Source organism: Massilia luteola (assembly GCF_034420155.1).
Lineage (GTDB): Bacteria > Pseudomonadota > Gammaproteobacteria > Burkholderiales > Burkholderiaceae_D > Telluria > Telluria luteola.
In genome coordinates, this window is record NZ_JAXOFN010000001.1 from 485,928 (window position 1) to 505,200 (window position 19,273).

The window sequence follows — 19,273 nt, forward strand, 5'->3', positions numbered from 1 at the left end:
CGGGCGGCCGACAGGCCAACAGGCCGCCGGGCCACGTCCGCGCGTCGCGCGCGTTGCGGCTTACTGGATCGTCAGCTGGCGCGCCGTGCCGCCCTGTTTCTTGGGCAGCGAGAGCATCAGGACGCCGTCCTCGAGGCGGGCCTCGGCACTGGCATCGTCGACCTCGGCGGGCAGCGTGAAGCTGCGCTGGTACTTGCGCGTCGAGCGTTCAGAATACACCACCTGTTCGCCCTCGCGCTGTTCGTTTGCCTGCTGACACTCGCCCTCGATGGTGACGCGCTGGCCGTCGATCGAGACGTGCACGTCGTCCTTCTTGACGCCCGGCAGCTCGGCCTTCACCTCGAAGGTTTTCTCCGTCTCGCTGACGTCCAGGCGCGGCATGCCGACGTCGTCGCCGGACCAGCGGCCCTGGGCGAGCGGGGCGAAGAAATCCTGGAACATGTTTTCGACCAGGCGTCCGAACTGGTCTTCCATGGCGCCGGGACGGTAGGTGGAGAGCGGCGTCGCGCCTCTTCTGATCAGGTTCATGATAGACCTCCCTCGTAATAAGAGTGACGTTCAGGAATGGCGTCCGGCGACGCACCGGACGCCGCCAATCCCATTTATAGGGCGGGCGAACCGGGTTTGCAAGGGGCGTCCCGATACGTGCGCGGGCGGCCGGACGGGACGTTTGATCCCGGCCAGCACGCGCGGAAAAACGGGGAATTTTATGGATACGCCCGGGTCCATGACAGTGTGGCCCGCGTCGTTCCGCATGACGCGACGGAACGTGGGCCGGGGCGGCGTCAGCCGAGGTTGCGGCGGTGGAAGCGCAGGTGGTCGTCGACGAAGGTCGAGATGAAGTAATAGCCGTGGTCGTAGCCCTGGTGGCGGCGCAGGTCGAGGGGCTGGCCGACGGCGCGGCAGGCTTGCGCGAAGGCGTCCGGGTACAACTGCTCGGCCAGGAATTTATCGCCCAGGCCCTGGTCGATCAGGATGCCTTTCGGGAACGGAGGCGCGTCGGCGCACGCCATCAGCTCGGTCGCATCGTAGGCGCGCCACGTGTCGCGGTCGGGGCCGAGGTAGCCGCCGAACGCCTTTTCGCCCCACGGGCAGCGGGACGGCGCGGCGATGGGCGCGAAGGCCGACACGGACCGGAACAGGGCGGGATTGCGCAGCGCCAGCATCAGGGCGCCGTGGCCGCCCATCGAGTGGCCGAAGATGCCCACGCGCGCGGGATCGGCCGGCAGTTCGGCCAGCACCAGTTCGCGCAGTTCGAGGATGTGGCTGTACATGCGGTAGTGGGTGGACCACGGTTCGCGCGTGGCGTCCACGTAGAAGCCGGCGCCGGCGCCGAAGTCCCAGCTGTCCGTCTCGCCCGGCACGCCGGCGCCGCGCGGGCTCGTGTCGGGGGCGACCAGGACCAGGCCTTCCTGCGCCGCCACGCGCTGGGCGCCGGCCTTGGTCATGAAGGTCTCTTCGGTGCAGGTCAGGCCGGCGAGATAGAACAGCACGGGCAGGCGCTTGCCGTGCGCGCCGGGCGGCAGGTACACGGAAAAACGCATCGGCAATCCGATGGCGGCGGAATCGTATTTGTAGAAGCGTTGGACGCCGTCGAAACAAATGTGTTCGCTGAGGAGTTCGGGCATGGCGCGGTCCGTCGGAAGTGTGGATGATCAAAAACGCAAGTATGCCCGGTCGGCGCCCTCGTTGCCAATGCGCGTCAGATCAGGCCGAGGGCCCCCAGCACGGCGCCCGCGGCCAGCAGCCACAGCAGGTGGATGCGCGTGCGCCAGATGACCAGGCCGCTGACGATGACCGTGAGCCACAGGGGCCAGTGCGCCAGGACCCCGCGCGCGGCGTCGGCGCTGGCGTTGGCGCCGCCGTCCGCGGCGGGCGGCGCCACGGCGGCGGCGGAACTGGCCATGATCCAGGCCGTCGACAGCAGCAGGGCGATGACGATGGGCGCCATGCCCTGCTTGAAGGCGCGGACGGCGCGCAGGTCGCGGTTGCGATGGCCCCAGCGGGCCGCCGTGTAGGTGATGATCGTGGAGGGCGTCATGATGCCGACCATCGTCACGAGGACGCCGAACAGGGCGGCGCCCGTGCTGCCGGCGTTCATGCCGACGTGCCACCCCATCAGGGCGACGAACAGGACGTTCGGCCCGGGGGCGGCTTGCGCCAGCGCGATGGACTGGTTGAACTGTTCCTGGGTTAGCCAGTGATGTTGGTCGACGAGGAAGCGGTGCATCTCGGACGATGTCGAGATGGCCCCGCCGACGGACATCATCGACAGGGTGAGGAAATGGCCGAACAGGTTGAGCCAGTCGGCCCAGTCCAGCGTGAGGTGCAGGGGCGCGCTCATGCTTTCAGGCGGCGGTAGGTGAGAACGCAGCCCATGCCGCCGAGGCCGAACAGCACCCAGGCGAGCGGCCACTTGAGGAGCGCCACGAGGACGAAGCCGGCCGCGCTGATGGCCACGCACCACGACAGCGGCATCGGACTTTTCTTCAGCGCGCTCACCGGGCGCAGGCCCGCCGCGCCGATCAGGCCGGCACAGACGGCGGCCATGCCGTGCAGCGCGCCCGCCACGACGGGGCTGGCGGCGAAGCGGTCGTGCAGTACCACGAGCCCGAGGACGAGCACGAGCGGCACGGCCAGCAGTCCGGCCAGCGCGGCGAGTGCGCCGGCGATGCCGAAATAGCGGCCGCCGATCATCAGGGACAGGTTGACGACGTTCGGTCCGGGCATGATCTGGGCGACGGCCCAGTCTTCGATGAATTCCTCCTGGGTCAGCCAGCCCTTGCGGTCGACCAGTTCGCGCTGGACGATGGCCAGTACGCCGCCGAAGCCCTGCAGGGCCAGCAGGGTGAAGGAAACGAACAGGTCGGTGAGCGAGCGGGGATGGGGACGGTCGGGCAGGGCGGCGCCGGCGGAACGATCGGGGGTATCGCGACTATTGAAACCATCGGAACTATTGGAACTATTGGAGCGGGGCGCGTTCATCTCCGGATTATCGCGCCGCCGCCCGGGCCTGTCCATGGCGGATCGGCGCCGCGCGGGCGAGCGCGATCGCGGCCGGCATCAGCCGCCGCCGATGCCCCGCATCACGCGTCCCGTCCCTTCGCATTCGGGACAGGTCTTGCCGTTGGCCAGCTTGCCGCTGCCGCCGCACGTTTCGCACAGGTCTTCGCCTGCGCCGGGCGTGCCGGGTTCGGCTTCGTCGCCGGGTTTCAGGTCGGGATCGGGCATGGCGCTCATGGATTCCTCGTGATGGTTGGATGACTAGGCCATTCTAGGCGCAGCGGCGAGCGGGCGGCGCACGGCGCGGGGGCGAGGTGCGGGCGCAGGGCATACCACGAAGATTAAAAAATAAGCTTGACTTTGGCTGAAGCTGGGAAATACTCGTTAGGCGGCAATCCCTTTCAATCCATCAAAGTCAGGAACTGCGATGAACCAACACTCCCCCGAGCTCGAAGACGGTCAGGCGACCGTCCCCTATCAGCGACGCGATGCCCAGCAGACGGACATCGTCGACCTGGGCATTGCGCTCCAGCAGCGCAGCAATACGATGTCGGCCGTGGAATACATGCGTTCGCAAAACGTCGGCAACGATGTCATCGAACGCGTGCTGACGGAGCCGGGCCGCAGGCGCTCGTGGTGCAGGTAAGGGAGTCGGCGCCAGGACAGTTATGCACGATATGTCCTTTCTTTTCATCTTGCATATTGTTTTGATTTATGTTTACGATTTACCGCGTAAGCCATTGATTTTGCGACGGTTGAGTTTTGCCCACGCAACGGGCAAATTGTTGAAACCCGCATTCTGGCTCGGTTTTGGCATGTCAAGAGGGTGTTTTTCCACAACCTTATGCACAGATTTTGTGGATATCTGAGCAAGCTTTGATAATCAGGCAAGTAGAGCGGGCGCGGCCGCCGAGCCGTACGCCCGCTTTCTTTTTTGCCGGCGACATTGACGTGGTTTTGCTACATCGACATCAAGCCGCTTGCATTTAGATACTGGACAAATGTACAGTTGAGCATCAACGCTCAACCGCCATGTCCACCGCCGCCACCGCCATCCCCGCCGCCGCCATCCCCGGTGCCACGCCTGTTTCGAGGCCATCCGCGCCCGCCGATCCGTTCGCCGGTCTGAACCCCGAACAACTGGCTGCCGTCGAGCACGACGTGGGCGCGGACCCGGTGCGGCCGCTGCTCGTGGTTGCGGGCGCCGGCTCGGGCAAGACGAATACGCTGGCGCACCGGGTCGCGAAGCTGATCCTGGCGGGCGGCGATCCGCAGCGCATCCTGCTGCTGACCTTTTCGCGCCGCGCCGCGGGCGAGATGGGCCAGCGCGCCGCCGGCGTGCTGCAGCGCGTGCTGGGCACGTCGTCGGCGGCCGTGGGCAGCCTGCCGTGGGCCGGCACCTTCCACAGCATCGGCGCGCGCCTGCTGCGCGAGTACGCCGGACGGATCGGCCTGGAGGCCTCGTTCACCATCCACGACCGCGCGGATTCCGAAGACCTGATGGGCCTGGTGCGGCAAGAGGTCGGCCTGGGCGCCGCGTCCGGCCAGAAGCGCTTTCCGCTCAAGGGCACGTGCCTGGCGGTGTATTCGCGCGTCGTCAACAGCCGCGAGCCGCTCGCCGACGTGCTGCAGTCGACCTTTCCTTGGTGTGGCGAATGGGAAGAGCAGCTCAAGCGCCTGTTCGGCGCCTACGTCGACGCCAAGCAGGAGCAGAACGTGCTCGACTATGACGACCTGTTGCTGTTCTGGGCCGAGATGGCGTCCGACCCGGAGCTCGGGCCGGCGTTGGGCGCGCTGTTCGATCACGTGCTCGTCGACGAATACCAGGACACGAACCGGCTCCAGGCCGCGATCCTGCAGGGCATGAAGCCGGACGGGCGCGGCGTGATGGTCGTCGGCGACGATGCGCAATCGATCTATTCGTTCCGCGGCGCGACGGTGCGCAACATCCTCGATTTCCCGCAGCAGTTCGCGCAGCCCGCCCGCGTGATCACGCTGGACCGCAACTACCGGTCCACGCAGCCGATCCTCGACGCGTCGAATGCCGTCATCGGCGCCGCGCTGGAGCGCCATGCCAAGACGCTGTGGACCGACAAGGTCGCGACCGCCAAGCCGCAACTGGTGCTGATCCCGGACGAGGCCGAGCAGGCGCGCTGGGTCTGCAACCGCGTGCTGGAGCAGCGCGAGGCGGGCATCAAGCTCACGCAGCAGGCCGTGCTGTTCCGCGCCGCCAGCCACAGCGCGGCGCTGGAACTGGAACTGGTGCGGCGCAACGTGCCGTTCGTCAAATTCGGCGGCCTCAAATTCCTGGAAGCGGCCCATATCAAGGACGTGCTCGCCATGCTGCGCTTCGCCCAGAATCCGGCGGGGCGCGTGGCGGGCTTCCGGGTCGTCCAGCTGATTCCCGGCATCGGTCCGGCGACGGCCGCCCGTTTCCTGGACGCGGTGGCGCAGGCGGCCGAGCCCGTCGCGGCCGTCGACGCGTTTCCCGCGCCGGCGCGCGCGCAAGGGGAGTGGAAACAGTTCACGGCGCTGTTCCGCACCCTGCGCACGACCGGCCTGCGCTGGCCGCTGGACGTGGAACTCGTCCGGGACTGGTATGCGCCGCATCTGGAACGCCTGCATGACGACGCGGCCGTCCGCGCCGCCGACCTCGACCAGCTCGTGCAACTGGCTGGAGGCTACGGCTCGCGCGAAAACTTCCTCACCGAACTGACGCTCGACCCGCCGGAAGCGACGAGCGACCGCGCCGGTCCGCCGCTGCTGGACGAGGATTACCTGATCCTGTCGACGATCCACTCGGCCAAGGGCCAGGAGTGGAAGGCCGTGCACGTGCTGAACGTCGTCGACGGCTGCATCCCGTCCGACATGGCGACCGGGAGCGCCGAGGACATCGAGGAAGAGCGCCGCCTGCTGTACGTCGCCATGACGCGGGCCAAGGAACACCTGCACCTCGTCGTCCCGAACCGCTTCTTCATCAAGCAGCAGGCGCAGATGGGCGACCGCCACGTGTACGCGCAGCGGACGCGCTTCGTGACGCCCGTCATGCTCAAGCATTTCGAGGAATGTGTCTGGACGAATGCCGATACGTTGCAAACCCGCAAGCCGATGCCGGACAGCGTGCGGATGCTCGTGCGCGACCGCGCCCGCAATGCCTGGAAATGACGCGCCGGGCGAAAATGACGGCAAGATGACAGGAAAAGTGGACAGAAGCGGAACAGCGCGGCCAAGTTATCCCCGCCGCGGCGGTTTTGTAGGAATTTGCCCCGGTTCCAGTTCTTGCTTAAAACACGGGCAACCGTAAGTCATTGATTTTAATGGGATTCATTTTTGCCTGTTCAACGGGCAGTTTGTTGAAACCCGCACCAATACTGCGCTTCCGGCTTGTCAAGAGGCGCTTGTCCACACAGTTATCCACATTTCTTGTGGATATTAAAATTAATCCCGTCGAATCAATATCTTAGGTCATTGAGTTGATACGACGTCGAGTATTTTCGCGCCGCCAAGGACCCATTTGCGCGGGCAAACATTACCCGGCGTGTGCATCAATCCAGCAATGCGCGAAGGGTAAGCAAGGCCTCCAGCGCGCCCAGCGCGATGCCGGCACCCTGATCCGGACCGACATGCGGCTCGCGCGGATTGATGCGGATCAGCGGCGCGTCCTGGCCCTCGCACATGCGCCGCACCGAAGGCACGTCCGTGCCGGCGCCGAGTTCGATGACGACGAGCTTGCGCACCCGCGCGCGCCAGCGTCCGAAACGGGCGAACTGGTCTTGCGTGCGCGCGTCCAGCCAGCGGCCGTCGCCGAACATCAGGATGTTCGGCCGCGCCAACGCGCCGCAGCGGGGGCAGCGCGGCAGCGGCGGGGCCATCAGGCAGGTTGACGGATCGACGACGGGATCGACGGCGCCGGCCGGCCAGATGGCGTCGCCGCACGGGCGCGTGCATTGCAGGTGGTGAATCGACCCATGGCATTCGACGAGCGCCTCGTCGCCGAAGCCCGCGCGCTGGAACTGGCCGTCGACATTGCTCGTGAAGACGAATGCCCCGTGCGGCAAGCGCGCGCCGATGTCGCGCAGGACCGCGAAGCCCGCGTGCGGGACCGTGTTCCGGTACAGGGCGAGGCGGTGGCCGTAGAAGCCCCAGGCCAGTGCCGGATGCGTGTCGAAGCTGTGCGGATTCGCGATCTCGACGAAGCGGATGCCGGCGGCGGCGAGCGGCGGATAGGCGCGGCAGAAGCCGTGGTCGCCGCGGAAATCGGGCAGGCCGGAATCGACGCCGATGCCGGCGCCGGCGCCGATCAGCAGGCCGTCCGCGGCGCGCAGCAGCGCGGCGGCCCGGGCGAGGGCGGCATCATGGTCCGGCATCATGCGTCGCCTGCGTCGATCCGTCGTTGCAGATGTTCCAGTTCGCCCAGGAAGCGTTGCGCGGCCAGGCCCGGCGACCACGGTTCCCAGGGCGGGCAGCCGTAGACGTCCACCAGCGGATCGCGTTCCAGCACGGGCGAGCGGATCTTGAGCGTGGTGCGCACTTCCCGCTCCGACCAGCCGGCCACGTGCACGGCCTCGCTGGCGGCGGCCAGGCGGTCGGCCCGCTTGTGCAACCGGTGTTCGGCCGGCGTCCAGGCGGGCAGGCGGTAGCGCAGGAAGACGGCCTGTTCGAGCCGGCGGGTGAGCGCCCGGAAACCGTCGCCGAGGAAGGGCTTGATGGGCGCGACGGCGTCGAAGCCGAGCAGGCCTTCCTCCGCGTCGTGCAGCAGTTCGCGCAGTTCGAGGACGGGCGCCAGCGGGGCCGGCGCCGCCGCGCGCCGCAACAGCATGACGGCGATCGAGTGCTGGGCCACGGACAGCGGCAGCGGCCAGGCCGAATGTCCGCCCCAGCGGTAGGTGCGGGCCAGGCCGAGGGCAAGGTCGCTGTCGTCCCAGTCGAACGGAGTCGGATTCAACAGGTCGAGTCGTTTGCCGGACGGCATACGTACCCAGGCGCGCATGTCGGAGGTCATGGCCAGATTCTACACGGCCCGCGGCCGGCCCCGGCCGGATTGACGTGGCCGAACACAGGGCGCCGTTCGCGGATTATAGTAGGCTGCGGCCGGACGCGGGTCCGGGCGAACAGGAGCGTGGTGGACATGGGAGAACTTGCCAAACGTATCGATTGCGACGTCCTCGTCGTGGGCGGCGGCATCAACGGCGCCGGGATCGCGCGCGACGCGGCCGGGCGCGGCCTGCGCGTCGTCCTGTGCGAAAAGGACGATCTCGCGCAGCACACGTCGTCCGCTTCCAGCAAACTGATCCACGGCGGCCTGCGCTATCTCGAGCAGTATCGCTTCGGTCTCGTGCGCAAGGCGCTGGCCGAGCGCGAAGTGTTGCTCAAGAGCGCGCCGCACATCATCCGTCCGCTGCGTTTCCTGATGCCGCAGGCGGCGGGCGCGCCGGGGCAGCGACCGGGCTGGATGATCCGTGCCGGCCTTTTTCTCTACGACCACCTGGCGCGGCGCGACTTCCTGCCGCCGTCCGGCACCGTCTCCCTGCGCGCGAGCCCGGCCGGCGCCGCGCTGCAGCGCCAGTTCGTGAAAGCGTACGCGTATTCCGATGCGTGGGTCGACGACGCGCGCCTCGTCGTGCTGGCGGCGCTCGATGCGCGCGAGCGCGGCGCCACCGTCCTCACGCGCACGCGCTGCGTGCACGTGCGGCGCGAAGCGAAACGCTGGGAGGCCGACCTGCACGGGCCGGGCGGCGACGTGCACGTGCACGCGCGCTGCCTCGTGAACGCGGCCGGGCCGTGGGCGGGCAGCTTCCTGCAGGCGGCCGGCGCCGGCCCGGCGCGGGCCATGCGTCTCGTGAAGGGCAGCCACATCGTCGTGCCGCGCCTGTTCGACGGCGACCACGCCTGCCTGCTGCAGCAGCCGGACGGCCGCATCGTGTTCGCGCTGCCGTACGAGGGCGCGTTCACGCTGGTCGGCACGACCGACGTCGACCACGATGCGTTGGACCTCGACCGGGTCGCCATCAGCCCCGCCGAGACGGCCTATCTGTGCGAAGCCGTGAACCGCTGCTTCGAGTGCCGCATCGGGCCGGACGACGTGGTGTGGAGTTACGCGGGCGTGCGGCCGCTGATCGGCGACGACGGCGGCAGCGCATCGTCCGCCAGCCGCGACTACCGGTTCGAACACGACACGGCCGGCGGCGCGCCGTTGCTGTCCGTATTCGGCGGCAAGGTCACGACGTTCCGCAAGCTGGCCGAGCAGGCCGTCGACTGGATCGGCCCCGTCCTCGGGCGCCAGGTGCCGGCATGGACCGCGCACGCCTGCCTGCCGGGCGGCGACTTGTACGGCAAGGTGCCGATCGCGCGCGCCGTGCTGGAATACGACGCGTGGGTGCGCACGCGCCGCCAGCAATTCGCCTGGCTGCCGGACGGCCTGTTGACGCGCTATGCCCGCAGCTACGGCACGCGGCTGTCCGCGCTGCTGGCCCATTGCCGCACCCGCGCCGACCTCGGCGCGGAAATCGTGAACGGCCTGTACGAGGTCGAGGCCGACTACCTCGTGCGCCAGGAATGGGCCACCTGCGCCGACGACATCCTGTGGCGGCGCACGAAGCTCGGCCTGCACGCGGCGCCGGGCGCGGCCAGGCGCGTCGACGCGTGGCTGGCCGCGCGGCGCCGGGGCGCGGTCACCGTGCCCTGACGCGAGGCGTCATTCGGCGTGCTTCGCCAGCCACGCATCGATCTCCGGCAAGCGCGCCGCATTCACCTGGATGCGGTCCTTGATGGAGGCGACGGCCGCCTCGACGTCGCCGCGCGAACTCGGCGCCAGGTTCGCCTGCGCATACGCCCCCAGCTTGTCGACCATGGCCGGGTCCGACGAGCCCATCGCGAGGCGCGCCAGGTAGCGGCTGCGCGAGCTGGCGTCCACGCGCTCGTTGATCCGGGCGAGGTTGGCGAGGGCGAAGTCGAACGCCATGTCCGGATAGCGCTGCGCGACTTTCGAGATCATCGTCGCGCTGATCGTCAGGCCCGGCTCGTCCGTGAGCGCGAGCTGCAGGGCGCGCATGGCGAGCGCGCGGTCTTCCGTCGCGGCCAGCAGGGTGTAGCGCTGGTCGCGCACGAGCGGGTTCGTCTCGTTGCGGGCGGCCGCGTGCAGCTGGTCCCACATGGCGGCGTCGGCGTGCTGGGCGACGACGCCCATGACGGTCTTGCGCAGCGGTCCCGGCACGGCGTCGGCATCCGTCGCCAGCGCGGCGTAACGGCGGCGCGCCTCGGCGATGACGGTCGCGTCGCCCAGGTCGCCCAGCACGACGATCAGCTGCCCGCGCAGGTTCGCCACGGCCGACGGTTCGCCCGGCCGCGCGGTCCAGCCGACCTGCGCCATCAGCGGGGCCAGGCGCGCGATCGCGAACGTGTCGAAGCGCCGCAGGCGCGTCGTGTCGCCGCCGGCGGCCTGGTCGCGATAGCGGTCGTGGATACCGTCGAGCATGCCGGCGATGCGCGCCCACACGGCCGGATCGGCGCCGGCCGGCGTCGCCTTCACGAGGTCCATCACGTCGGACGCCGGTTGCCGGCCCGCCAGGCCGAGCGCGCCGCTGTCGGCCAGCAGGCCGATCTGGTCGATCGGCGCCAGGCTCGCGAACCGCTGCGCCAGTTGCGCGAAGTCGGCCGACGTGTACAGTGTGCGGTAGTAGCCGGTCTGGCCGGCGTTGACGATGACGGCGCCGCAGCCCGGCACGGTGATCGTGCCCTTGCCGCCGGTGACGAGCGTCGCCGCCTGCTTCGTGTTGCCGGCGATCTGCGCGATGACGGGCACGCGCCACGCCAGCGGCGCCTTGTCGGCGCGGTCGCGCGTGAATTCCGCCTGCGTCAGCGCCACGGTCGTCGCGCCGTTATGGCAGACCGGGTCGCCGACCTCGATCAGCGGGATGCCGGGCTGCAGGGTGAAATCGTGGGCGATGGCCGTTACCGGCTTGCCGGCCGCCTTCTCGATCTGCTTCCACAGGTCGTCCGACACCGTGTTGCCGTACGCATGCGCCTTCATGTACGCGCGCACGCCGTTCTTCCAGGCGTTCTCGCCCACATAGGCTTCCAGCATGCGGATCACCGATTCGCCCTTCGCATACGTGATGTCGTCGAACGCCTGGTTGGCCTGTTCGACCGTCTCCACGTGCTGCACGACCGGGTGCGTGCCGGCGACGGAATCGCGGCGCATGGCGCGCTCGCGCGTGGCGACGGCGCCCAGGTGGGTGTTCCATTCGGGGTGCAGGCGGGCCGTCGTGCGGCTCTCCATCCACGACGCGAAGCCCTCGTTCAGCCACAGGTCGTCCCACCAGCGCATCGTCACGAGGTCGCCGAACCACTGGTGCGCCATCTCGTGCGCGGCCGTCTCGAAGATCTCTTCGCGGTCGTGCTGGGTCGCGATGGCGGGGTCGAGCAGCAGCGCGTATTCGAACGTGAAGATCGCGCCCCAGTTTTCCATCGCGCCGAAGAACTGGCTGCGGCCGGCGCCGGCCACGTTGTCCAGCTTGGGCAGCGGATAGCGCACGCCGAAGTAATCGTTGTATTCGCGCAGGATCGACTTCTGCGCGTCGAGCGCGAACTGCGCCTGCGGCAGCGCGCCGCGGCGGGTGACGACGCCGACCTCGGTGCCTTCGACCTTCGCGGTCGCCCGTTCGAAGTCGCCGAGGGCGAAGAACAGCAGGTAGGTCGACATCTTCGGCGTCGTCGCGAAGCTGATGTGGCGGCGGCCGTCGGGCAGCGTCGCCGTGGCCGTCGCCGGCATATTGCTGACCGCCATCTGGCCGGCCGGCACGACGACGTCCAGCGCGAAACTGGCCTTGTACGCCGGCTCGTCCCACGAAGGGATCATGCGGCGCGCGTCCGAGTTCTCGAACTGCGTGTACAGCGCGCGCTGCTTGTTGCCGCCGGCGCCCGGGTAGTCCAGCGAGAACAGGCCCACGGCCTGGGTGCCGATCACGCCCGTGTAATCCATCGCCAGGTGGTACATGCCCGGCGCGACGGGTTGCGCGAAGGTGAACGTCGCGGTCTGCGCGGCGGCGTCCACGGCCACCGTCGCATCGCGCGCGGCGCCGCCGGCGGCCGGGGCCAGCGTCACGTGCGCGAACTTCAGGTCGGCCGCGTTCAGCGTGATGCTGTCGGTGGCCTTGGTGACGTTGATCGTGACGACGGCGCGGGCGCCGAACGACGCGGCGGCCGCGTCGGGCGTCAGCGAGATCTGGTAATGCGTGGGGATGACGTTGCGCGGCAATTGCGTCGTGGTGTCGACGGTGGCCGCCGCGCCGGCGTGCGCGCGGGTAGGCGCGGCGCTGGCGTGGACGGTAGGCAGGGCCGCCAGGGCGAGGATGACGGCGGCGGAGAGCAGGCTGCGTTGCATGGGATTCCTATCGAGTATGTACGTCGAACGCGCGCGATGGTCGGGGTAGTGCGCGCGGCCAGTCTGGCAATCTACGATCAAACGGCGCGGCCTGTCAAATGAACAAGTGGACAGGCGCGGCCGCGGCGTGGGGTATGATCTGCCACGCATGACGAGACGAGGAGCAGACGCATGAAACTGTACACGAGCAGCCGCGCGCCGAATCCGCGCCGCGTGCTGATGTTCATGGTCGAGAAGGGCATCGCCGGCATCCACACCGTGCAGATCGACCTGGGCAAGGGCGAGCACCGCGGCGCGGCGTTCATGGCCGTCAATCCGATGGCCCAGGTGCCCGTGCTGGAACTGGACGACGGCCGCACGCTGGCGGAGACGCGCGCCATCTGTACCTACCTGGAAGGGAAGTTCCCGCAGCCGAACCTGATGGGCGAGGGCTTCGAGGAACGCGCCTTCATCGAGATGATGGACCGGCGCTGCGAGCTGCAGCTGTTCCTGCGCATCGCCAACTGCGTGCGCCACACGCATCCGGGCCTGGCCGCGCTGGAGCAGCCGCAGTTCGGCGACTTCGGCGCCGCGCAGGGCGCCAAGGTGCGCGAGTCGGCGCGCTGGCTGGACGGCGTGCTGGCGGACCGCGACTACGTGGCCGGCGACCGGCTCACGATCGCCGACATCACGGCATTCTGCGCGCTGGAATTCGCGCGCGGGCTGATGCGGTTCCGGCCGTCGGATGACGGACTGGCGAACCTGCAGGCGTGGCGCGACCGGATCGCGGAGCGGCCGAGCGCGCAGGCGGCCTGACTCACCCGACCCGCTTGTACCACGGCCGGTCCCCTTCGATCGCCTGGTACGTCCCCGCATACGCGTCCGACACGGCCAGCGGCCGGTCCAGGCACAGCACGCCGAAGCGCGCCAGGCTGTCGTGGAACAGCCGCAGCACGCGCTGGCGCAGCACGGGCCCGAAGTCGGACAGCGCGCTGCCGCACAGGATCGCCTGGAATTCGTTGAACGAGGCATCCGTCACGAGGCTGTACTGCGACCACGTGATGCGCCGGCGCAGCTGCGGCTGCAGGCGCGCGCGGCCGTCGCGCACGTCGAAGTACGACGGCAACGCCGCCTGGCCGTCGCCGGCCGCGTAACGCGACTGCGCGGCGTCGAGGTCGGCCACGGGCAGCCATGCGTCCTGGTGCTGCGCCACCAGATCCTCGTTGGCGAGCGTCGCGTGGATGTCCAGCTTGTCCAGCACGCCTTCTTCCGCCAGCACGACGGCGAGCGTCCACGCTTCGCCCACGCCCGCGCATTCCGCGATCCACACCCGGGGCAGCGGCCAGGCGCGCAGCGACGGCGCCAGCACGGCGCGCAGGCGCCGCGTGTGGTCCGGATCGTCGAACAGGGCGGCCGGCCGCGGCGACAGCATGCGCAGCAGCGCGGCCGATGCGGCCGGATCGTGCAGCACCTTTTCCTGCAGGCCGGACAGCGTGGCGGCGCCCTGCGCGCGCATGGCGTCCGCCAGCCGCAGACGCAGGACGTGGCGGTCGTAAGCGCGGAAATCGTGGCCGAAGCGCTGGAACAGGGCTTCCAGCAGCAGCTGCGTTTCCAGTTCCTCGACCGCCAGCCCGGCCGCCAGGCCCGTCCACGCATTCGATGTGCCCATCACGGCAGCCATCAATGCAACCACACCCGCATCATCGACAGCAACTGGGCCACGTCGACCGGCTTGGTGATGTAGTCGGACGCGCCGGCGGCGATGCACTTGTCGCGGTCGCCCTTCATCGCCTTGGCCGTCAGCGTGATGATCGGCAGCGACTTGAACTTCGGGATGCGGCGGATGGCGCGCATCGTGTCGTAGCCGTCCATCTCCGGCATCATGATGTCCATCAGGACGATCTCGATGCTCGGGTCCTTTTCCAGCACCTCGATGCCGTCGCGGCCGTTCTCGGCGAACAGCACCTGCATCTGCTGGCGCTCCAGCAGCGAGGACAGCGCGAAGATGTTGCGCAGGTCGTCGTCGACGATCAGCACCTTGCGTCCCGCGAGGCCGGAATCGAGCGCGTGGATCTCTTCCAGCATCTTGCGCTGCGTCTCCGGCAGGCTGGCCTGCGAGCGGTGCAGGAACAGCGCCGTCTCGTCGAGCAGGCGTTCGGGCGAGCGCGCGTCCTTGACGACGATGGTCTTGGCGTAGCGCTTGAGTTTCGTGACCTCCTTGCGCGACAGTTCCTGCGCCGTGTAGATCACGATCGGCAGGTCGCGCAAGGCCTGCTGCTTGCCGATCTGGTCGAGCAGGTCGAAGCCGGAGATGTCGGGCAAGGTCAGGTCCAGCACCATGCAGTCGAAGTGCTGCTGGGCCAGCGCGTCCAGCGCGGCCTTGCCGTCTTCGGCCGTCACGATGCGCACGTCGGAATCGCCGATCAGGCCGACGATCGATTCGCGCTGCGCCATGTCGTCCTCGACGACGAGCAGCGAACGCTTGCCGCCCATGAGGAATTTCTGGATGCGCTTGAATTCCTCCTGCAGCATCTCGCGGCTCACCGGCTTGTTGATGTACGAGATGGCGCCCTGGCGCAGCGCGCGTTCGCGCTCGCGCAGCGACGACATCACGTGCACCGGGATGTGGCGCGTGCTCGGGTCGCGTTTCAGGCGGTCGAGCACCGTGAAGCCGTCGATGTCGGGCAGGTCGATGTCGAGCAGGATCGCGGACGGCAGGTAGTCGCGCGCCAGTGACAGCGCGGAATCGCCGCGGTGCGTGACGATGCCCTTGAAGTTCTTTTCGCGCGCGAATTCGAGCAGGGTCTTGGCGAAGCGCTCGTCGTCCTCGACGATCAGCACGGACGGGTCGCCCGGCACGATCAGGCCGCGGTCGTCCAGCATGGTCGCGTATTCGACGAGGCTGCCGGCCGGATCGGACAGCCCGGCGCTCGTGACGGCATTGCCCGCGTCGGTATCGGTCTCGGCCTCCAGCAGCAGGGTCCGCGCAGGGACGGCGGACGACTGCGACGGCGGCGGCGCCAGGCGCGCCGGTTGCGGCTGGCGGGTCTGCTCGTAGTTGATGAAGCCCGCGCGGTTGTACGGCAGGTACAAGGTGAACGTGGAGCCGATGTTGACGGTTGACTCGACTCTGATTTCGCCGCCCAGCAACCGCGCCAGTTCGCGCGAGATCGACAGGCCCAGGCCCGTGCCGCCGTATTTGCGGGCGGTGGAACCGTCGGCCTGCTGGAACGCCTCGAAGATCAGCTGCAGCTTGTCGGACGGGATGCCGACGCCCGTGTCGCGCACCGAGAACGCCAGCACGGCGTCCGCATGCAGCAGGTGCGGGTGGTCAGCCGTCCAGCCGCTCGTCACGAGGCTGATCATCAGCGACACGTTGCCGTGGCTGGTGAACTTGAACGCGTTCGACAGCAGGTTCTTGAGCACCTGCTGCAGGCGCGTCGTGTCGGTCATCACGGCGGTCGGCAGGTTGTCCGCCAGCTCCACCGTGAAGCCCAGGTGCTTAGCCTCGGCCATGTGGCGGAACGTGCGGTCGACGTAGTTGCGCAGGTTCGAGAAGCGGTATTCCGAGACGTCCAGCGTGACGGTGCCGGACTCGATCTTCGACAGGTCGAGGATGTCGTTAATGAGCGTCAGCAGGTCGGAGCCGGAGCCGTGGATCGTCTTCGCGAACTCCACCTGCTTGGACGACAGGTTGCCCTCCGGGTTGTCGGACAGCTGCTGCGCGAGGATCAGGAGGGAGTTCAGCGGCGTCCTCAGCTCGTGCGACATATTGGCCAGGAACTCGGACTTGTATTTCGACGACAGCGCCAGCTGCGTGGCCTTTTCTTCCAGCGCCAGCTTGGCCTGTTCCACTTCGCGGTTCTTGCGCTCCACCTCGATGTTCTGCTCGGACAGCAGGCGCGCCTTTTCCGCCAGTTCCTGGTTGGTCTGCTGCAGTTCCTGCGCCAGCGATTGCGACTGGGTCAGCAGCGATTCCGTCCGGCTGTTCGCCTCGATGGTGTTCAGCACGACGCCGATCGATTCCATCAGCTGGTCGAGGAACGACAGGTGGGTTTCCGTGAAGCGGTCCAGCGACGCGATCTCGATGACGGCCTTGACCTGCTGTTCGAACAGGATAGGCAGCACGACGATGTTGGTCGGCGGCGCGGAGCCGAGGCCGGACGACACCACGATGTAGTCGCGCGGGACGTCCGTCAGCCAGATGCGGGTCTTTTCGAGCGCGCACTGGCCGACGAGACCTTCGCCCGGCAGGAACGACGTCGGCAGCTTGCGGCTGGAGCGGTAGCCGTATGACGCGATCATGCGCAGGCGCGCATCGGCTTCCTGCGAATCCATCATGTAGAACACGCCGTGGTGGGCCGAGACCAGCGGCGCCAGTTCGGACAGGATCAGCTTCGTCACGGCCTGCAGGTCGCGCTGGCCCTGCAGCAGCCGCGTGAAGCGCGCCAGGTTGGTCTTCAGCCAGTCCTGCTGGGCGTTCTTCTGCGTCGTCTCCTTCAGGTTGCGGATCATCTCGTTGATGTTGTCCTTCAGGTAGGACACCTCGCCGCGCGCTTCCACCTGGATCGAGCGCGACAGGTCGCCGCGCGTCACCGCCGTCGCCACTTCGCCGATCGCGCGCATCTGGTTGGTCAGGTTCGCCGCGAGCTGGTTGACGTTCTCCGTCAAGTCCTTCCACGTACCGGCCACGCCGGACACGTTCGCCTGGCCACCCAGCTTGCCTTCCGTACCCACCTCGCGCGCCACGCGCGTCACTTCCGACGCGAACGACGACAACTGGTCCACCATCACGTTGATGGTGTCCTTCAGTTCCAGGATCTCGCCCTTCACGTCCACCGTGATCTTCTTCGACAGGTCGCCGCGCGCCACGGCGGTGGTCACCGCCGCGATGTTACGCACCTGGCCCGTGAGGTTGGACGCCATGAAGTTCACGTTGTCGGTCAAGTCCTTCCAGGTGCCGCCGACGCCCGGCACGTACGCCTGGCCACCGAGCTTGCCTTCCGTACCGACCTCGCGCGCGACGCGGGTCACCTCGGATGCGAACGAGGACAACTGGTCCACCATCACGTTGATGGTGTTCTTCAGCTCGAGGATCTCGCCCTTCACGTCCACCGTGATCTTCTTGGACAGGTCGCCGTTCGCCACCGCGGTCGTCACTTCCGCGATGTTACGCACCTGCGCCGTCAGGTTGCCGGCCATCGAGTTCACGCCGTCGGTCAGGTCTTTCCACGTACCGGCGACGCCCGGCACGTTCGCCTGGCCGCCCAGCTTACCTTCCGTACCGACCTCCCGCGCCACGCGGGTCACCTCGGACGCGAAGGAGTTCAGCTGGTCGACCATCACGTTGATCGTGTTCTTCAGTTCCAGGATCTCGCCCTTCACGTCCACCGTGATCTTCTTGGACAAGTCGCCGTTCGCGACGGCGGTCGTCACGTCCGCGATGTTGCGCACCTGGCCCGTGAGGTTGCCCGCCATCGAGTTCACGGAGTCGGTCAAGTCCTTCCATGTGCCCGCGACGCCTTTCACCACCGCCTGGCCGCCGAGTTTACCTTCCGTACCGACCTCCCTTGCGACGCGCGTCACCTCCGATGCGAACGACGACAACTGGTCCACCATCACGTTGATGGTGTTCTTCAGTTCGAGGATCTCGCCCTTCACGTCCACCGTGATCTTCTTCGACAGGTCGCCGTTCGCCACCGCGGTCGTCACCGCCGCGATGTTGCGCACCTGGCCCGTGAGGTTGGACGCCATGAAGTTCACGTTGTCGGTCAAGTCCTTCCACGTGCCCGCGACGCCCGGCACGTACGCCTGGCCCCCGAGCTTGCCTTCCGTACCGACCTCCCGCGCCACGCGGGTCACCTCGGACGCGAAGGAACGCAGCTGGTCCACCATCACGTTGATGGTGTCCTTCAGCTGCAGGATCTCGCCGCGCACGTCCACCGTGATCTTCTTCGACAAGTCGCCGTTCGCCACGGCGGTGGTCACCTCCGCGATGTTACGCACCTGCGACGTCAGGTTGCCCGCCATCGAGTTCACCGAGTCCGTCAAGTCCTTCCACGTGCCCGCGACACCCGGCACGTACGCCTGGCCGCCGAGCTTGCCTTCCGTACCGACCTCGCGCGCGACGCGCGTCACCTCGGACGAGAACGACGACAGCTGTTCCACCATCGTGTTCGCGGTGGTCGCGGCGCGCAGGTACTGGCCCTTGAGCGGGTGGCCGTCGACTTCCAGCGCCATCGTCTGCGACAGGTCGCCTTTCGCGACGGCGCCGATGACGCGCGCCATCTCCGTCGTCGGGCGCACGAGGTCGTCGATCAGTGTATTGACCGAGCTGATGATGGTCGACCAGCCGCCCGCGGCGCCCGGCACGGAGGCACGCTGCGTCAGGTGGCCCTCGCGGCCGACGACGCGCGACACCTCGGTGACCGCTTCGACCATTTTTTCCTTGGTCTCGATGATGTCGTTCAGGGTGTCGGCGATCTTGCCGGACACGCCGGTCCAGTCGGACGGCATGCGTACGGAGAAATCTCCCTTTTTCAGCGCCATCAGCGTGGACAACAACAGCTTGACGTCGAGCTGTTCAGCCATGTCGGTCATATTATTCATTGACTAAAAATCCTCGAGTAAGGAAAGAAGGGAAGAGCAGGACGCCGGCGAACGCCGGCAGGCCGCGACCGCGGCGGGTCGCTGTAATTCGGATGGGTGTCGCGAACAAGATTTTGGACGAGCGCGTATTGTTAAATGTCTAGAAAACGCAAAGATACTCCGGTGTCCAGTCAAGTCAAGCATGGGTGGCGATCGCTCGGCGAGATTGTTACGGACGCCGTAGAAAAACTTGCATTTTTGAAATTTTAAACGGACAATTCGCGCGAGAATAATCGAAAAGTGCAGGGGGCGGCGCACGAT

Annotated in this window: 14 protein-coding genes; 4 read left to right on the plus strand and 10 right to left on the minus strand. The window is 67.7% G+C overall.

Features of this window, described 5'->3' with window-relative positions:
• Positions 1-60 precede the first annotated feature (60 nt).
• The 5 genes from U9J41_RS02215 to U9J41_RS02235 all read right to left on the minus strand — a co-directional run bounded on the left by U9J41_RS02215 (position 61) and on the right by U9J41_RS02235 (position 3,240).
• The gene (locus tag U9J41_RS02215) at positions 61-528 is read right to left on the minus strand and encodes an Hsp20/alpha crystallin family protein (RefSeq protein ID WP_322399951.1); all 468 of its coding nucleotides are present in this window, start codon (positions 526-528) and stop codon (positions 61-63) included.
• Positions 529-785: 257 nt separating this feature from the next.
• The gene (fghA, locus tag U9J41_RS02220; protein ID WP_322399952.1) at positions 786-1,628 is read right to left on the minus strand and encodes an S-formylglutathione hydrolase; all 843 of its coding nucleotides are present in this window, start codon (positions 1,626-1,628) and stop codon (positions 786-788) included.
• Positions 1,629-1,702: 74 nt separating this feature from the next.
• Positions 1,703-2,344 (minus strand): chromate transporter, encoded by a 642-nt coding sequence (locus U9J41_RS02225; RefSeq protein ID WP_322399953.1) that lies wholly within the window; start codon positions 2,342-2,344, stop codon positions 1,703-1,705.
• Entirely contained in the window at positions 2,341-2,985 is a 645-nt protein-coding gene (locus U9J41_RS02230; protein WP_322399954.1) for a chromate transporter, read from the minus strand. The genes U9J41_RS02225 and U9J41_RS02230 overlap by 4 nt, the downstream gene beginning before the upstream one ends.
• Before the next feature lie 78 nt (positions 2,986-3,063).
• Positions 3,064-3,240, minus strand: a complete 177-nt coding sequence (locus tag U9J41_RS02235; RefSeq protein WP_322399955.1) for a hypothetical protein — start codon at positions 3,238-3,240, stop codon at positions 3,064-3,066.
• A 190-nt stretch (positions 3,241-3,430) separates the two neighbouring features.
• On the opposite strand from U9J41_RS02235, the gene U9J41_RS02240 reads away from it, so the two are divergent.
• A complete protein-coding gene (locus U9J41_RS02240; RefSeq protein ID WP_322399956.1) occupies positions 3,431-3,649 on the plus strand; it encodes a hypothetical protein in 219 nt (72 codons plus the stop codon).
• A gap of 386 nt (positions 3,650-4,035) precedes the next feature.
• Positions 4,036-6,168, plus strand: a complete 2,133-nt coding sequence (locus U9J41_RS02245; protein WP_322399957.1) for an ATP-dependent helicase — start codon at positions 4,036-4,038, stop codon at positions 6,166-6,168.
• A gap of 380 nt (positions 6,169-6,548) precedes the next feature.
• Here U9J41_RS02245 and U9J41_RS02250 read toward each other — a convergent pair whose 3' ends face one another.
• Complete coding sequence (locus U9J41_RS02250) at positions 6,549-7,370, minus strand: SIR2 family NAD-dependent protein deacylase (protein ID WP_425259912.1); 822 nt, start codon at positions 7,368-7,370, stop codon at positions 6,549-6,551.
• Positions 7,370-8,005, minus strand: a complete 636-nt coding sequence (locus U9J41_RS02255; RefSeq protein WP_322399959.1) for a phosphohydrolase — start codon at positions 8,003-8,005, stop codon at positions 7,370-7,372. Before U9J41_RS02255 ends, U9J41_RS02250 begins: the two co-directional genes overlap by 1 nt.
• Positions 8,006-8,131: 126 nt before the next feature.
• Here U9J41_RS02255 and glpD point away from each other — a divergent pair, with 126 nt between their 5' ends.
• Positions 8,132-9,688 (plus strand): glycerol-3-phosphate dehydrogenase, encoded by a 1,557-nt coding sequence (gene glpD, locus U9J41_RS02260; protein WP_322399960.1) that lies wholly within the window; start codon positions 8,132-8,134, stop codon positions 9,686-9,688.
• Positions 9,689-9,697: 9 nt separating this feature from the next.
• On the opposite strand, the gene U9J41_RS02265 is transcribed toward glpD, so the two are convergent.
• Complete coding sequence (locus U9J41_RS02265) at positions 9,698-12,385, minus strand: M1 family metallopeptidase (RefSeq protein WP_322399961.1); 2,688 nt, start codon at positions 12,383-12,385, stop codon at positions 9,698-9,700.
• A gap of 171 nt (positions 12,386-12,556) precedes the next feature.
• Here U9J41_RS02265 and U9J41_RS02270 point away from each other — a divergent pair, with 171 nt between their 5' ends.
• The gene (locus U9J41_RS02270; RefSeq protein ID WP_322399962.1) at positions 12,557-13,180 is read left to right on the plus strand and encodes a glutathione S-transferase family protein; all 624 of its coding nucleotides are present in this window, start codon (positions 12,557-12,559) and stop codon (positions 13,178-13,180) included.
• Between the two features lies 1 nt (position 13,181).
• Here the strand turns inward: U9J41_RS02270 and U9J41_RS02275 are convergent, their stop codons facing one another.
• A complete protein-coding gene (locus U9J41_RS02275; RefSeq protein WP_322399963.1) occupies positions 13,182-14,033 on the minus strand; it encodes a CheR family methyltransferase in 852 nt (283 codons plus the stop codon).
• Positions 14,034-14,044: 11 nt separating this feature from the next.
• The gene (locus U9J41_RS02280) at positions 14,045-18,973 is read right to left on the minus strand and encodes a response regulator (protein WP_322399964.1); all 4,929 of its coding nucleotides are present in this window, start codon (positions 18,971-18,973) and stop codon (positions 14,045-14,047) included.
• Positions 18,974-19,273: the final 300 nt, after the last annotated feature.

Bases quoted from the DNA above. Each gene is read 5' to 3' on its own strand.
- U9J41_RS02215 (WP_322399951.1), bottom strand. From the start codon at position 528: ATGAACCTGATCAGAAGAGGCGCGACGCCGCTCTCCACCTACCGTCCC.
- fghA (WP_322399952.1), bottom strand. From the start codon at position 1,628: ATGCCCGAACTCCTCAGCGAACACATTTGTTTCGACGGCGTCCAACGC.
- U9J41_RS02225 (WP_322399953.1), bottom strand. From the start codon at position 2,344: ATGAGCGCGCCCCTGCACCTCACGCTGGACTGGGCCGACTGGCTCAAC.
- U9J41_RS02230 (WP_322399954.1), bottom strand. From the start codon at position 2,985: ATGAACGCGCCCCGCTCCAATAGTTCCAATAGTTCCGATGGTTTCAAT.
- U9J41_RS02235 (WP_322399955.1), bottom strand. From the start codon at position 3,240: ATGAGCGCCATGCCCGATCCCGACCTGAAACCCGGCGACGAAGCCGAA.
- U9J41_RS02240 (WP_322399956.1), top strand. From the start codon at position 3,431: ATGAACCAACACTCCCCCGAGCTCGAAGACGGTCAGGCGACCGTCCCC.
- U9J41_RS02245 (WP_322399957.1), top strand. From the start codon at position 4,036: ATGTCCACCGCCGCCACCGCCATCCCCGCCGCCGCCATCCCCGGTGCC.
- U9J41_RS02250 (WP_425259912.1), bottom strand. From the start codon at position 7,370: ATGCCGGACCATGATGCCGCCCTCGCCCGGGCCGCCGCGCTGCTGCGC.
- U9J41_RS02255 (WP_322399959.1), bottom strand. From the start codon at position 8,005: ATGACCTCCGACATGCGCGCCTGGGTACGTATGCCGTCCGGCAAACGA.
- glpD (WP_322399960.1), top strand. From the start codon at position 8,132: ATGGGAGAACTTGCCAAACGTATCGATTGCGACGTCCTCGTCGTGGGC.
- U9J41_RS02265 (WP_322399961.1), bottom strand. From the start codon at position 12,385: ATGCAACGCAGCCTGCTCTCCGCCGCCGTCATCCTCGCCCTGGCGGCC.
- U9J41_RS02270 (WP_322399962.1), top strand. From the start codon at position 12,557: ATGAAACTGTACACGAGCAGCCGCGCGCCGAATCCGCGCCGCGTGCTG.
- U9J41_RS02275 (WP_322399963.1), bottom strand. From the start codon at position 14,033: ATGGGCACATCGAATGCGTGGACGGGCCTGGCGGCCGGGCTGGCGGTC.
- U9J41_RS02280 (WP_322399964.1), bottom strand. From the start codon at position 18,973: ATGAATAATATGACCGACATGGCTGAACAGCTCGACGTCAAGCTGTTG.